This is a genomic window from Acinetobacter sp. NPDC052428, assembly GCF_044547685.1.
Classification (GTDB): domain Bacteria; phylum Pseudomonadota; class Gammaproteobacteria; order Pseudomonadales; family Moraxellaceae; genus Acinetobacter; species Acinetobacter lwoffii_G.
On sequence record NZ_JBIUAT010000001.1, the window covers coordinates 115,335 to 129,110 of the forward strand.

Consider the following 13,776-nt stretch of genomic DNA (forward strand, 5'->3'; position numbering starts at 1 on the left):
TTTTAATAGCTCAATATAACACTCAAAAAGATATGACAAAAATGACAAGCATAAAAAAACCACCCGAAGGTGGTTTTTTTTATTGAGCTTAGTTCGCTGGCAATGGCGGAGGAGTCAGCGGACCATCATCTGGCGTTACATCAATCACAGGATTATCTGCAACATAGACTTTTGGTGGCTGAGGCTCACGACCTTCCATGATGTCACGGATTTGATCACGATCAATGGTTTCCCATTCCATCAAGGCTTTCACCATCGCATGGGCAATATCTTTTTTGCTTTCCAGGATATCGCGTGCGATTTTATATTGCTCATCCAGAATTCGACGAATTTCACGATCGACTTCTAGTTGTGTAGTTTCCGAAATACTGCGGCTACCAATACTGCCCATGAAAGATTGCTGTGCATCTTCTTCATAGACCATGACACCGAGTTTGTCAGACATACCATATTTGGTCACCATCGCACGTGCCATTTTAGTTGCACGCTCAAAGTCATTTGAAGCGCCAGTCGACATCTGGTTAATGAAGACTTCTTCAGCAATACGGCCACCAAACAAAATCGAAAGTTCATTCAACATTTTGTCTTTATAATGGCTAGTCTGGTCAAATTCAGGCAGCTGCCAGGTGACACCTAAAGCCCAGCCACGCGGCATGATCGTCACTTTATGCACAGGATCTGTACCTGGCAAGCTTTCAGCAACAATTGCATGACCTGCTTCATGATAAGCTGTCGCGCGACGCTCTTCATCACGAAGTACCATCGATTTACGCTCAGGACCCATATACAGCTTGTCTTTTGCATCTTCGAAGTCATGCATATCGACGGTGTTCTTGTTACGGCGTGCAGCAAACAGAGCAGCTTCATTCACTAGGTTTGCCAATTGCGCACCCGAGAAGCCAGGTGTACCACGTGCAAGAACCTTAACATCCACACCTGTCACTGAAGGTAATTTTTTCAAATGTACATTCAGGATTTGTTCACGACCTTTGATGTCTGGCAAACCAACTACAACTTGACGGTCAAAACGGCCTGGACGAAGAAGTGCTTTATCCAGTACATCTGCACGGTTGGTTGCAGCAATCACGATAATGCCTTCATTACCTTCAAAGCCGTCCATTTCAACTAGCATCTGGTTCAGTGTCTGTTCACGTTCATCGTGACCACCACCGGTACCTGAACCACGGTGACGACCGACTGCATCAATCTCATCAATAAAGATGATACATGGTGCATGACGTTTCGCCTGTTCGAACATGTCACGAACACGGGATGCACCAACACCGACAAACATCTCAACGAAGTCAGAACCTGAAATACTAAAGAATGGAACTTTCGCTTCACCGGCAATGGCTTTGGCAAGTAAGGTTTTACCCGTACCTGGAGGACCGACCATTAACACACCGCGTGGAATACTCGCACCCAGACGTTTAAATTTGGTTGGATCTTTCAGGAAATCTACGATTTCAACGACTTCTTGCTTGGCTTCGTCACAACCAGCAACATCAGTGAAAGTGACTTTAATCTGGTCTTCAGACAGCATTTTGGCTTTAGATTTACCAAAACTCATTGGGCCGTTTTTACCACCTGCACCGCCACCCATGTTGCGCATAAAGAACATGAATAACAAAATGATTAAAAGTACAGGGAAACTTGCAATAAGCAACTGCATGAGCAAGCCTTGACGTTGTGGTGCTTCACCTTCAACCACAACATTATTTTTAATCAGGCTTGGCATCAGTTCAGGATCCTGAACTGCCGGACGGATACTTTCAAACTCTGAACCGTTCGATTTTTCGCCACGGATTCTTTCGCCGTCAATCACAACTTGTTTAATTTGGCCAGCATTGACCGCGGCAACAAACTCTGAGTAGTTCATTGTAGTCGGTTGATTGCGGTCACTGACGTTGCTGAAGATTAACACCAGCACACCCAGTATCACGAGCCACAATACGGCATTCTTAAAAAGATCGCTCAAAGCTTTATTCCCATTCCAATCTAATTTGATCATGCCCTGTTCAGGGTGACCTTAATACTTAAGCTGTAAATCAACTTACAATTATCTGAAAACGTACAAAATGCACAATTTTTAACGACTTGGCAAGTAGACTTATTTTAAAGCCTTCTTACGTCCCTGCCCGATCAGGAAAACTTCCTTGGAGCGAGCACGTGATGCCAAAGGTTTAGATGTTTTCAGAACATCAAAACTATCAACCACTTGCTTACGGAATTCGTCAAAACCTGAACCTTGGAAAACTTTTACCACAAATTGACCTTTAGGGCCTAGCACCTTGTTGGCAAAATCCAGTGCAAGTTCACACAAGTAAATCTGACGCGGTTGATCTACAGCCTTATTACCTGATGTATTGGGGGCCATATCTGAAATTACAACGTCTACAGTACGACCATCTAAAATTTCTAACAATTGCTGGAAGACTTCTTCTTCGCGAAAGTCGCCTTGCAAGAAAGTCACATCAGGTAATGCATCCATTGGTAAAATGTCAGATGCAATCAATAAACCTTTGTCGCCGACCAACTTACCTGCAATTTGTGACCAACTCCCGGGAGCTGCACCCAAGTCGACCACGGTCATGCCGGGTTTGATGATTTTGTACTTTTCTTGCATCTCTAAGAGCTTATATGCTGCACGCGCACGATAGCCGTCCTTTTGTGCCTTTTTCACATAAGGATCGTCTAAATGCTCTCTCATCCAATCACGACTACTTTTAGATAACTTTTGGTTGGTAATGCGTGTAGCCATAACTCTCTAAATAAAAAAACGTCCAATTATTAATTGTACGTGAAAAAGACATATTTTGCAGTATACATGTGTATCTAAATCGAGGAGTTTTGCTCGTTATGAAGAGATATTGGAAATGATTATTTCCTGATAATTTAAAGCGTTTGTTTTTTGCTTTTGCTATACTAAGCCGTTTTAAAATTCAGGTTATCTCTCATGGCGTCTTTATCTATTCAGGAACGTAAGCGTTTACGTCAAATCGGACATGCTTTAAACCCGGTCGTTATGCTGGGTGACAAAGGCCTGACTGAAAATGTCATCGAAGAATTGGCGCGTGCTTTAAACGATCACGAACTGATTAAAGTGAAAATCGTAGCTGAAGATCGTGAAGCGCGTGCAGCATTGATTGCTGAAATTTCAGAAGCGACTGGTGCCGAAGTAGTTCAAACTATTGGTAAAATTGCGCTGCTTTACAAGAAAGCTGCGAAACAAAACCAAAAATTGTCCAACCTTGTCCGTTTCGCTCATCTGTCTAACTAAGTACAGGACTTATGGCAAGTTACGAACTTAGCGCATTTGATCGCCGTTTTCAGGCCATCTCTCTGGTTGCCGCCATTGAACAGCAAGGCCCATGCAATTTAAATGTGGGCTTCTGGATCCGTGATCCCAATCAGTACATCTTGTGGCCCGACATGGTGACGGCACATCCCCGTCAGGATTTCCTGTGGGAACAGACCTGCTTTGAAATTTTTATTGGGGTTCAGGGCGAAGATTTTTATCGTGAGATTAATCTTTCCCCCTCTCAGGCCTGGCAGGCTTATCAATTTGAAGAATACCGTTATCCTGAAGATATGCCACCGCAAGCTGCGGATGATATTGAGCTGAATCAGCTCAAACGTACGCATTATGGTCTTAATGTCAGTGTGGATCTGACTGATTTTATGGCAACACATAAACTGAAATGGGAAAACTTGTTCCTGGGTTTATCTGCTGTTTTAAAAACCTCACAAGGTGATCAATACTATGCCATGCAGCATAGTAGTCCTCAGGCAGATTTTCATAATAAACGTGACTGGTTGCATGTGTTTTAAATAGATTGACGCTGTGCATCAACTATTTAAATGTGTGGCAGGCGAATACAACGTGAGACTTAAAGTCTCACGTTTTTGTTTGTCGCTCAACAATGATTGATCCTCTATGTAATTATTTTAGATTTTTTATTGTTTTCAACGTTCATATTTTAATGATGTAGATGATGCTGCTCCTGAATAGATTTCACAGCAGCATAAAGAATAAAAGCAAAAGTAATGATCATCAGAAGAATGGTCCCAAACACCAGTCCCAGCACTCCCAAACATAATACGATTACACCCAGATAAAGTATGCGCCCCAATCCGCTTTCCAGATTCAGTAGCATGATCAATATCAGTAAAATAAGTACACCTACAAAATGCTGTTGCATCGTGACCCCCCTTTAATTGTTATTGTGAGTCCGTTTTGCTGCATAAAGACAAAGGAGAACATTTGATTGTTCTCCTTTTTAAATAGCGGCCTTTCAGCGCAGCCTAACTTTTCAGCTCAGGACTTTTGTCCGAGCTCTCTGTTTTCACCACGGGTTTGACTTTTTTCAGTACTTCAATGGTACTGTCCTTAGAACGTTTAAAAGTATCGGTCAGATGTTCCTTATGCTTGGTCGAAATCTGACTGACATCCTCTTTCAACTCTTTACCCAGATTAGATAAGTCTTCGAAGACAGCGTTGAATTCTGTCTTGATAAAGCTTTTCAGTTCAGTTAATTCTTTCTGCGAACCGAAAATCTGCTCCTTCAAAGTATCAATACGCTGTAACACCTCCTGCTTAAATTGACGCAATTGTTCCTGCACAGTGTCGCTTAACTGCTTGGCCTCAACTTCAAGCTTTTCCTTACTTTCCTCGATGGTTCCAATTGCCTGATCTTTAGCCTCGACTGCTACTTTTTCAAGCTTCTCGGCAGTTTCAGTTACCACGCTCGGAGTGATTTTTTTAGATGTAGTAGATTTAGGTGGTGTAGCCATTTGTCTTGTTCCTATTGTTATATCGACTAAGCTATATTAGTAGATTTGATAAAAATTAAGATTTGATTTGTCTGACAATTATTAATTGCTTACATTTTTTCACATTGCTTACAAAACAGACTTCCATGCAAAAAGCAAGCCATTTATCTCATACTTTCGCTGCAAAGCCGTTGGACTTTAGGGGTCATTCTGCGTATAATGCCGTGTTAAGTTCAAGCGAGCAGACATAGGAGGGTAGGTTTAAAAAATAGCCTTCCTTTTTTTTCGTCTTCTCGCTTTTTTACAGCCTAAATTTCAGGAGCTTTGGTTTGAGCACCCCAGCAATTTTAGCCCTTGCCGACGGAACTATCTTTAAAGGTACTTCGATTGGCGCATCGGGTAGTACGACTGGTGAAGTCGTTTTCAACACTGCCATGACTGGCTATCAAGAAATTTTGACTGACCCGAGTTATGCACAGCAACTTGTGACACTGACTTACCCACATATCGGTAACACAGGCTGTAATGAAGAAGACGCTGAATCAGGTCGTATTCATAAGGTTTGGGCGAACGGATTGATCATTCGTGACCTGCCTTTACTGCACAGTAACTTCCGTTCAACCCAATCATTAGCTGAATATTTGGTACAACACAATGTTGTGGCAATTGCGGATATCGACACGCGTAAATTGACACGTATCTTACGTGACAAAGGTGCGCAAAATGGCTGTATCCTTGCTGGCGAAAATATCACTGAAGTTGAAGCGCTTGAAAAAGCACGTGCATTTGGTGGTTTAAACGGTTTAGACCTGGCAAAAGAATGTTGCGACCCTGAAGGTTTTGAATGGACTGAAGGCTCTTGGACATTAGGCAAAGGTTTCTCTCAACCAGAAGCTAAATTCCATGTTGTTGCATACGATTACGGTGTCAAAACCAACATCTTACGTATGCTCGCAGACCGCGGTTGTAAACTGACTGTTGTGCCGGCGCAAACTCCTGCTGCTGATGTACTTGCACTGAATCCAGATGGCGTGTTCCTTTCGAACGGTCCTGGTGATCCGGCTGCATGTGACTACGCAATTGAAGCTGTAAAAACAATTGTAGAAACCACTGAAATTCCAGTATTTGGTATCTGCCTGGGTCACCAGATCCTTGCGCTTGCAAGTGGTGCTAAAACCTTAAAAATGCCTCACGGCCACCACGGTGCGAACCATCCTGTACAAAATCTTGATAACGGTACAGTGATGATTACTTCTCAAAACCATGGCTTCGCAGTCGATGAAAGCAATCTGCCTGATGTGTTGCGTGTAACGCATCGCTCACTGTTTGATGGCACCAACCAAGGTATCCATCGTACAGACAAACCTGCGTTCAGCTTCCAGGGTCACCCTGAAGCAAGCCCGGGTCCACATGACTGCGCACCATTGTTCGATCATTTCATCGAACTTATCGAAGCATCTAAGAAGTAATTAAGGAAGCATCATGGCTAAACGTACTGACATTAAAAGCATCTTGATTATTGGTGCTGGTCCGATTGTCATCGGTCAAGCATGTGAGTTTGACTACTCAGGTGCTCAAGCATGTAAAGCCCTTCGTGAAGAAGGTTACCGCGTTATTTTGGTCAACTCGAACCCAGCGACCATCATGACCGACCCAACCATGGCGGATGCAACTTACATTGAGCCAATTACTTGGCAAACTGTTGCAGCGATCATTGAGAAAGAACGTCCAGATGCTGTTCTTCCAACCATGGGTGGTCAAACGGCATTGAACTGTGCCCTTGCCCTCGATGAGCACGGCATTTTAGAGAAATTCAATGTTGAATTGATCGGTGCAACCAAAGAAGCGATTGAAAAAGCTGAAGACCGTAAACTGTTCGACCAGGCAATGCGTAAAATTGGTCTTGAATGTCCAAAAGCTGACGTTGCTGAGTCAATGGAACATGCTTTAGAAATTCAAGCACGTTTCGGCTTCCCAGTAATTATCCGTCCATCATTCACCATGGGTGGTTCTGGTGGCGGTATCGCATACAACAAAGAAGAATTTATCGAGATTTGTGAACGTGGTTTCGATCTTTCTCCGACTAAACAATTATTGATTGATGAATCTTTAATTGGCTGGAAAGAATACGAGATGGAAGTTGTTCGTGACAAAAACGACAACTGTATCATTGTATGTACCATTGAAAACTTTGATCCAATGGGCGTACACACTGGTGACTCAATCACTGTTGCCCCTGCTCAAACGCTTACAGATAAAGAATTCCAGTTACTACGTAACGCTTCTCTAGCAGTTCTTCGTGAAATTGGTGTTGAAACAGGTGGTTCTAACGTACAGTTCGGTATTTGTCCAAATACTGGTCGTATGGTCGTGATCGAGATGAACCCACGTGTATCACGTTCATCTGCACTTGCTTCTAAAGCAACTGGTTTCCCGATTGCAAAAATCGCAGCGAAACTGGCTGTAGGTTATACCCTTGATGAGTTGAAAAACGACATTACTGGCGGTACAACGCCTGCATCGTTCGAACCTGCAATCGACTACGTTGTAACCAAGATTCCTCGTTTCAACTTCGAAAAATTCCCACAAGCTGATGCGACACTGACGACTCAGATGAAATCTGTCGGTGAAGTGATGGCGATTGGCCGTAACTTCCAGGAATCTGTACAAAAAGCCCTTCGTGGTCTTGAAGTGGGCGCTTCTGGTTTTGACGAAAAGGTTGAAGTGGGTGCTGAAGGCGCGCGCGACAAAATCTTGCAAGAACTTAAAGTGCCAGGTCCAGAGCGTATTTGGTACGTGGGCGATGCATTCCGTCACGGCTTTACTTTAGACGAAGTATTCGCTGCAACGAACATTGACCGCTGGTTCTTGATTCAAATCGAAGACATCATCAAAACTGAAAACCAAATCAAAACTTTAGGTTTTGGCGACTTGAATGCGGACAACATCCGTGCATTCAAACGTAAAGGTTTATCAGATCTTCGCATTGCAGACTTGATGGGCATTTCTCAAAAGCAATTCCGTAAACATCGTTGGAACCTGGGCGTAACTCCAGTTTACAAACGTGTCGATACATGTGCTGCAGAATTCGAATCTGATACAGCTTACATGTACTCAACTTACGATGAAGAATGTGAAGCAAATCCATCGAACAAAGACAAGATCATGGTGATCGGCGGTGGCCCTAACCGTATCGGTCAAGGTATCGAGTTCGATTACTGCTGTGTACACGCTGCCCTGGCTATGCGTGAAGACGGCTATGAAACGATCATGGTAAACTGTAACCCTGAAACAGTTTCTACGGATTATGACACTTCAGATCGTTTGTACTTCGAACCGATTACACTTGAAGATGTACTTGAAATCGTACGTATCGAGAAGCCTAAAGGAATTATCGTACAGTACGGTGGTCAAACTCCGCTTAAATTGGCTCGTGCTTTAGAAGAAGCAGGTGCTCCAATCATTGGTACATCGCCTGACGCGATTGACCGTGCAGAAGACCGTGAACGTTTCCAGCAAATGATTCAACGTCTGCAACTTCGTCAACCAAACAACAGCATTGTAAAATCTGCTGAAGAAGGTATGGCTGAAGCCTCTAAAGTCGGCTATCCACTTGTAGTACGTCCTTCTTACGTCCTTGGTGGTCGTGCGATGGAAATCGTGTACAACGACGAAGAACTCAAACGCTACTTACGTGATGCGGTTCAAGCATCTAACGAAGCGCCTGTACTTCTTGACCGCTTCCTGGATGACGCGATCGAAGTTGACGTAGACTGCGTATCTGACGGTAAAGACGTTGTGATCGGCGGCATCATGCAGCACATTGAACAAGCAGGTATTCACTCAGGTGACTCGGCATGTTCGATTCCTCCTTACTCTCTATCTAAAGAGATTCAGGACGAAATGCGTCGTCAAACTGTGGCTATGGCAAAAGAGCTTGGCGTAATCGGTTTGATGAACGTTCAGTTTGCGGTTAAAGGTGAAGACGTTTACATCCTGGAAGTGAACCCACGTGCGTCTCGTACTGTGCCATTCGTTTCTAAGTGTATCGGTGAATCGCTTGCAAAAGTTGCTGCACGTTGTATGGCGGGTCAATCTCTTGAGTCGCAAGGCTTTACGACTGAGATTATTCCTCAGCACTTCTCTGTCAAAGAAGCAGTGTTCCCATTCAACAAATTCCCTGGTGTTGACCCAATCCTTGGCCCTGAGATGAAATCGACTGGTGAAGTGATGGGCGTTGGTAAAACATTTGGTGAAGCGTTCTATAAAGCTGTTTTAGGTGCAAATGAGCGTTTACCAGGTCTTCCAACTGAAGGCGAAGTGAAACACGCATTTATCTCTGTACGTGACTCAGACAAACCACGTGCGGCGGGTATCGCAAAACAATTGATTGACCTAGGCTTCAAGATTCTTGCAACTGATGGTACATTTAAAGTGATTAGCGATGCTGGTCTTGAATGTGAACGTGTCAATAAAGTGACTGAAGGTCGTCCTAACATTGTGGACCGTATCAAAAACGGCGAAATCCACCTTGTGATTAACACGACTGAAGGCAAAAAGGCACAAGAAGACTCATTCTCGATCCGTCGTTCAGCCCTTCAAGGTAAAGTGTATAACACAACTACATTGAATGGTGCGGATGCAGTATGCCAAGCTTTAGCAATTAAATTGCCGATGGATGTATATCGTTTGCAAGACCTAACTAAAGGTTAATTCTCTTCCAAGAAGTCCCGCCACCTTCTTGGTGGCGGGCTTTTTTTTATTTATAGATTTTATATCTTTCAACTGACTTTTGAGGGACAACATGCAACGTTATCCTATGACACCTGAAGGCAAAATTGCCTTAGAGAAAGAATTACACCAACTGAAAACAGTGGATCGTCCACGTATTACAGCTTCAATTGCTGAAGCGCGTGAACATGGTGACTTAAAAGAAAATGCAGAATACCATGCAGCACGTGAACAGCAAGGCTTCTGTGAAGGTCGTATTCAGGACATCGAAGGCAAACTGGGTGCAGCTCAGGTGATTGATGTCAAAGAACTTGAACACAATGGTCGTGTGGTCTTTGGTGTAACGGTCACGATTGAAAACCTAGATACTGAAGAGCAGAAAACCTATAAAATTGTAGGCGATGATGAAGCAGACTTTAAGATTAACAAGATCTCTGTGAATTCACCGATTGCACGTGGTCTTTTGGGTAAGAACGAAGGCGACGATGTGAAAATCAATACACCAAACGGTGAAGTTGAATACGAAATTGTAAAAGTTGAATATATCTAAATTTTAGATATTTAAGCTTGCATGAACCCCTCGATTGAGGGGTTTTTTACCTTTATCCGCCTCCTACAAACGGATTAGCTCTGTGCTTCTTTTAAAAACCCTGATGCAAATAAATTAAATGCATGTAAGGCCTCAGGCAGTACCCGCTCAGGATCTTCACTAGAAGCCACCCAGAGTGCTGCATTCATTGCAGCACCATTTAAAAATACCGCAGCAGCTTCCGGATCAACTGTTTGAATTCGGTCTACTACCAATAATTGTTCAACACATTCACGCGTGGACTGCAAACACCTGTTTTGGCTTGGCCAATGTGCAGGATCACCCAGCACAGCCGGCCCGTCACGCAACACAATGCGCTGGAATTCCGGATTCAAGGCGTTTTGAATATAGGTCTGCCCTTCCAGCATCAATCCTTCCCACAGATCATCAGGCTGCTCCAGATGCTGCTGGGCAGATGAAGCCATTTCCGAATCGATTTGGTCGACCACTGCAGCAAATAAGCCTTTTTTATCACCAAAATGATGATACAGCGCACCACGAGTCAGCCCTGCTTCTGCCGTGAGCTTATCCATTGAAGTGCCAGCATAACCATATTCCGCAAACGCACGACGTGCCACTTCAATCAGTTTCTTGCGGGTTTCCGCCATTTTTTGTTCACGAACAGACATGAATTACTTTACCTCATCATCATAAAAATTTTAATTGACATACGCCTCGTATGTCAATTATGTTTACATACGAGACGTATGTGAAAGTTAAGTTGCTTTCACTCACTTATAAATTAGAAATTGAATGAGGATGGATAGATATGACTAGAACTGCAATATTTCCCCAAGACCGCCACGCCCTGTATGAACAGCATGGTTATTCTGCTGCGATCAAATCGGAAGATTTACTGTTTGTTTCTGGGCAGGTTGGTAGTCGTGAAGATGGCTCTCCTGAACCAGATTTCGAGAAACAGGTAGAACGGGCTTTTGAAAATTTAGCTGCGACATTGGCAGCGGCTAGTTGTACTTTCGATGATATCGTCGATGTCACCACATTTCACACTGACCCAGAGCAGCAATTTGAAAGCATTATAAAAGTTAAGCAGCAAGTGTTTAAGCAAAAGCCTTATCCTAATTGGACAGCTGTTGGCGTGACTTGGCTGGCAGGTTTTGATTTTGAGATTAAAGTGATTGCCCGTATTCCTACAGCGTCTACACCAGTCTAATCATTTACGTTATTCACAGTCGCTTGAGCGTCTTGTAGATATTATTCAGCAAGTTTAAACGCCGATTAGGTATAATTTCTTATTCACTATTTTTTGTATCTCCCTTATGTCTGAAAAGTTAATTAATTCTCCTGTAAATCACTGGTGTGAATTTGAGTTCATCTCAAAAACGGTGAAGAACCCGAATATTCATATTAAAGGGAATTATTCTTACTACTCAGCGTATTGGGATCAAGGTTTTGAGCGCTGTGTGGTGCGCTATCTGCATGATAAGCCTGCCACGCCTGAGAAGCCCATAGACCAGCTCTATATCGGAAATTTCGTCTGTTTTGGCGCTGAATGCGTGATTATGATGGGTAGTAACCAGTTACACCGTACCGATTGGATTTCAGCGTTTCCGTTCGATACACGGGGTTTTGAGCTTGCGGCTGACACGATCATTAGTGATGGCTGTTGGATCGGCTCGCGTGCCATGATTATGCCAGGTGTAAAGCTTGGTGAAGGTGCGGTGGTCGCCACAGGTGCTGTGGTAACTGAAGATGTTCCACCTTATGCAGTCGTTGGTGGTGTTCCTGCAAAAATTATTAAATACCGCTTCCCACAAGAAGATATCGAAAAACTGCTTTCCCTTAAAATTTATGATATCGATGAAAAGCAGTTTTTAAAGATGCGTGAGCAGTTGCAGACGGCTGAAATTAAGGAGTTATCCGATTTTTTAACTTTAGATTATTAGCTATTCATTCTTTTTTAAACTGTATGGTTTAAAGCTTGGCTTTGACTAAGTATTTTTAGGTTTGGTTGTAAATAAACCTGGCCTGTTTCGTCATCAATATAGGTAATTACATCACAAGCAATATAATTCTCGTATTGCTTGCCATATATATCTTGATATCTAATTCTAAATGTTCTTGTTAAATCCTCTATTCCATCATTTAGTTCCTGGGCCATTTGACCGTCAACATCAAATAATATAGTCATGATTTCTGCGTGTTCCAATTTATATTGTGTTTGTTGAAGATATGGTTGGTCCTTACGATGTTTTATAAATAAATTTCTAGAAGTTCCACCTATATTTTTAATATTCAAAGTAAACTTGATAACTCTATCTTTATAATGATCGATTACATTTCTATCGTCATCACAAATAGGTTCATCATGAAGAAAGTTATCTGTTAACTGAAAACTGAAAACTGTATTCAAAGTATGGTTGAACCTGAAAATGCTTCTGCTGAAGCTCCTCTTCATACACCCTAGCTAATCTTGACTGTTGCTCAACTGAAGCTTTCATTTCTTGCACCTGCAATTCCAAAGCTTCAGTTGTTTTCTTTAGCTCTATTGCTTGCATATTTAGAGCCTCAGAATTTTGCTCAAGTCCTTTACCCTGTTGATAAAATCCTCTTACCAACCAAAAAAATGCCAAAGGTGCAAAAGCTCCCGCAATAAAATCACCGAATTCATTTAAGTTTGTAGGCAATATCCCATTATGAATTTTAAAATAAATAAAAATAAGCCATGCAAAAGTTATTGCCCACGAAAGACAACTCCCTATATTCTTTTTAAACCATTTACCAATTTCATCATGTTTAGGCATTTTTTTAGAATTCATTCTCTTACATTTCAATTATTATAATCACACTCATTATTTTAAACATAAAAAAACCCACTCAATCGGAGTGGGTTTTTTCAGAATATGGTGGCTATGACGAGACTTGAACTTGTGACCCCCGCATTATGAGTGCGGTGCTCTAACCAACTGAGCTACATAGCCTTAAACTGTGCGCGCATTATGGGATTTTCTGTAAATCACGTCAACCCCATATTGTGCTGTTTGATCAAAATTTGTTGAAGTGAGCCGATAAGCCGGGTTCTGTCGTGAACGATCATTCCTCTAGGCGCACAATCACTCATGCGCTCAAGCGACCTACCCGAATCCAGCATGGGCCATGCCTAATGGATTCCTATTTGGTCTTGCTTCCGGTGGGGTTTACCTCGCCATGAACTGTTACCAGCCATGCGGTGCGCTCTTACCGCACCCTTTCACCCTTACCTCCGATTCCGATTGCTCGAAAACATAATGAAGGCGGTCTTCTCTCTGCTGCACTTGCCGTCGGTTTGCACCGCCCAGGCGTTACCTGGCACCTTGCCCTATGAAGCCCGGACTTTCCTCCCCTGCTTCAATCACGGAGATCTCCACAGCAGCGATCGTCTGGCTCACTTCGAGCGGCATAGTATCAAATATCGAGACTAATTGCTTGATGTTTTTTGAGCAGTCAGTTTTTCATACTTGGCTTGCAGCTGTTCCTGCGTTTCGACATGATTCGGATCCAGTGGAATACAATCCACCGGACAGAATAACTGGCACTGCGGTTGATCATGATGTCCGACGCACTCTGTACATAAATCTGGATGAATCTCATAAATGAGTTCACCCATATAGATGGCCTCATTCGGGCATACAGGTTCACAGACATCACAGTTAATACATTCATCGGTGATATATAAAGACACG

The 13,776-nt window shown here is 42.9% G+C and carries 15 protein-coding genes, 1 tRNA gene and 1 other RNA gene; 7 read left to right on the top strand and 10 right to left on the bottom strand.

Features of this window, described 5'->3' with window-relative positions; translation table 11 throughout:
- Positions 1–88 precede the first annotated feature (88 nt).
- Together ftsH and rlmE are read right to left on the bottom strand one after the other, a co-directional pair.
- The gene (ftsH, locus tag ACIG3F_RS00515) at positions 89–1,978 is read right to left on the bottom strand and encodes an ATP-dependent zinc metalloprotease FtsH (protein ID WP_004280565.1); all 1,890 of its coding nucleotides are present in this window, start codon (positions 1,976–1,978) and stop codon (positions 89–91) included.
- 132 nt (positions 1,979–2,110) lie between these two features.
- Positions 2,111–2,761, bottom strand: coding sequence for a 23S rRNA (uridine(2552)-2'-O)-methyltransferase RlmE (rlmE, locus tag ACIG3F_RS00520; RefSeq protein ID WP_004645756.1), 651 nt, complete (start codon positions 2,759–2,761; stop codon positions 2,111–2,113).
- A gap of 195 nt (positions 2,762–2,956) precedes the next feature.
- On the opposite strand from rlmE, the gene yhbY reads away from it, so the two are divergent.
- Positions 2,957–3,280: a ribosome assembly RNA-binding protein YhbY gene (yhbY, locus tag ACIG3F_RS00525; RefSeq protein WP_004280569.1), complete on the top strand. Its 324-nt coding sequence runs from the start codon at positions 2,957–2,959 to the stop codon at positions 3,278–3,280.
- A gap of 11 nt (positions 3,281–3,291) precedes the next feature.
- Positions 3,292–3,831 (top strand): DOMON-like domain-containing protein, encoded by a 540-nt coding sequence (locus ACIG3F_RS00530; protein ID WP_004280571.1) that lies wholly within the window; start codon positions 3,292–3,294, stop codon positions 3,829–3,831.
- A gap of 149 nt (positions 3,832–3,980) precedes the next feature.
- On the opposite strand, the gene ACIG3F_RS00535 is transcribed toward ACIG3F_RS00530, so the two are convergent.
- On the bottom strand, positions 3,981–4,202 hold the full coding sequence (locus ACIG3F_RS00535) for a hypothetical protein (RefSeq protein WP_004280572.1): 222 nt from the start codon (positions 4,200–4,202) through the stop codon (positions 3,981–3,983).
- Between the two features lie 103 nt (positions 4,203–4,305).
- A complete protein-coding gene (locus ACIG3F_RS00540) occupies positions 4,306–4,794 on the bottom strand; it encodes a hypothetical protein (protein ID WP_396468912.1) in 489 nt (162 codons plus the stop codon).
- Between the two features lie 308 nt (positions 4,795–5,102).
- Here ACIG3F_RS00540 and carA point away from each other — a divergent pair, with 308 nt between their 5' ends.
- The 3 genes from carA (at position 5,103) to greA (ending at position 10,054) form a co-directional block, all read left to right on the top strand.
- Positions 5,103–6,242, top strand: a complete 1,140-nt coding sequence (gene carA / locus ACIG3F_RS00545; RefSeq protein ID WP_044108727.1) for a glutamine-hydrolyzing carbamoyl-phosphate synthase small subunit — start codon at positions 5,103–5,105, stop codon at positions 6,240–6,242.
- Between the two features lie 13 nt (positions 6,243–6,255).
- Positions 6,256–9,486, top strand: coding sequence for a carbamoyl-phosphate synthase large subunit (gene carB, locus ACIG3F_RS00550; protein WP_396468914.1), 3,231 nt, complete (start codon positions 6,256–6,258; stop codon positions 9,484–9,486).
- Between the two features lie 91 nt (positions 9,487–9,577).
- Positions 9,578–10,054, top strand: a complete 477-nt coding sequence (gene greA / locus ACIG3F_RS00555) for a transcription elongation factor GreA (RefSeq protein ID WP_396468916.1) — start codon at positions 9,578–9,580, stop codon at positions 10,052–10,054.
- 74 nt (positions 10,055–10,128) lie between these two features.
- Here the strand turns inward: greA and ACIG3F_RS00560 are convergent, their stop codons facing one another.
- Positions 10,129–10,722 carry a TetR/AcrR family transcriptional regulator gene (locus tag ACIG3F_RS00560; RefSeq protein ID WP_396468918.1) on the bottom strand — a complete coding sequence of 198 codons (594 nt, stop codon included), beginning with the start codon at positions 10,720–10,722 and terminating at the stop codon, positions 10,129–10,131.
- 140 nt (positions 10,723–10,862) lie between these two features.
- On the opposite strand from ACIG3F_RS00560, the gene ACIG3F_RS00565 reads away from it, so the two are divergent.
- On the top strand, positions 10,863–11,267 hold the full coding sequence (locus tag ACIG3F_RS00565) for a RidA family protein (RefSeq protein ID WP_396468920.1): 405 nt from the start codon (positions 10,863–10,865) through the stop codon (positions 11,265–11,267).
- A 106-nt stretch (positions 11,268–11,373) separates the two neighbouring features.
- Positions 11,374–12,000: a CatB-related O-acetyltransferase gene (locus tag ACIG3F_RS00570; RefSeq protein WP_396468922.1), complete on the top strand. Its 627-nt coding sequence runs from the start codon at positions 11,374–11,376 to the stop codon at positions 11,998–12,000.
- Positions 12,001–12,014: 14 nt separating this feature from the next.
- Here ACIG3F_RS00570 and ACIG3F_RS00575 read toward each other — a convergent pair whose 3' ends face one another.
- The 5 genes from ACIG3F_RS00575 to ACIG3F_RS00595 form a co-directional block, all read right to left on the bottom strand.
- Positions 12,015–12,467 carry a hypothetical protein gene (locus tag ACIG3F_RS00575; protein ID WP_396468924.1) on the bottom strand — a complete coding sequence of 151 codons (453 nt, stop codon included), beginning with the start codon at positions 12,465–12,467 and terminating at the stop codon, positions 12,015–12,017.
- Entirely contained in the window at positions 12,433–12,873 is a 441-nt protein-coding gene (locus ACIG3F_RS00580) for a hypothetical protein (protein WP_005265876.1), read from the bottom strand. The genes ACIG3F_RS00575 and ACIG3F_RS00580 overlap by 35 nt, the downstream gene beginning before the upstream one ends.
- Positions 12,874–12,958: 85 nt before the next feature.
- A tRNA-Met gene (locus tag ACIG3F_RS00585) sits at positions 12,959–13,035 on the bottom strand.
- Positions 13,036–13,107: 72 nt separating this feature from the next.
- An RNA gene (gene rnpB, locus ACIG3F_RS00590) (RNase P RNA component class A) lies at positions 13,108–13,485 on the bottom strand.
- 26 nt (positions 13,486–13,511) lie between these two features.
- Positions 13,512–13,775, bottom strand: coding sequence for a YfhL family 4Fe-4S dicluster ferredoxin (locus ACIG3F_RS00595; RefSeq protein WP_004280584.1), 264 nt, complete (start codon positions 13,773–13,775; stop codon positions 13,512–13,514).
- Position 13,776 lies beyond the last annotated feature (1 nt).

What these genes read in the sequence shown, in the direction of transcription:
- rlmE (WP_004645756.1), bottom strand. Translation starts at nt 2,761, where the DNA reads ATGGCTACACGCATTACCAACCAAAAGTTATCTAAAAGTAGTCGTGAT.
- yhbY (WP_004280569.1), top strand. Translation starts at nt 2,957, where the DNA reads ATGGCGTCTTTATCTATTCAGGAACGTAAGCGTTTACGTCAAATCGGA.
- ACIG3F_RS00530 (WP_004280571.1), top strand. Translation starts at nt 3,292, where the DNA reads ATGGCAAGTTACGAACTTAGCGCATTTGATCGCCGTTTTCAGGCCATC.
- ACIG3F_RS00535 (WP_004280572.1), bottom strand. Translation starts at nt 4,202, where the DNA reads ATGCAACAGCATTTTGTAGGTGTACTTATTTTACTGATATTGATCATG.
- ACIG3F_RS00540 (WP_396468912.1), bottom strand. Translation starts at nt 4,794, where the DNA reads ATGGCTACACCACCTAAATCTACTACATCTAAAAAAATCACTCCGAGC.
- carB (WP_396468914.1), top strand. Translation starts at nt 6,256, where the DNA reads ATGGCTAAACGTACTGACATTAAAAGCATCTTGATTATTGGTGCTGGT.
- greA (WP_396468916.1), top strand. Translation starts at nt 9,578, where the DNA reads ATGCAACGTTATCCTATGACACCTGAAGGCAAAATTGCCTTAGAGAAA.
- ACIG3F_RS00560 (WP_396468918.1), bottom strand. Translation starts at nt 10,722, where the DNA reads ATGTCTGTTCGTGAACAAAAAATGGCGGAAACCCGCAAGAAACTGATT.
- ACIG3F_RS00565 (WP_396468920.1), top strand. Translation starts at nt 10,863, where the DNA reads ATGACTAGAACTGCAATATTTCCCCAAGACCGCCACGCCCTGTATGAA.
- ACIG3F_RS00570 (WP_396468922.1), top strand. Translation starts at nt 11,374, where the DNA reads ATGTCTGAAAAGTTAATTAATTCTCCTGTAAATCACTGGTGTGAATTT.
- ACIG3F_RS00580 (WP_005265876.1), bottom strand. Translation starts at nt 12,873, where the DNA reads ATGAATTCTAAAAAAATGCCTAAACATGATGAAATTGGTAAATGGTTT.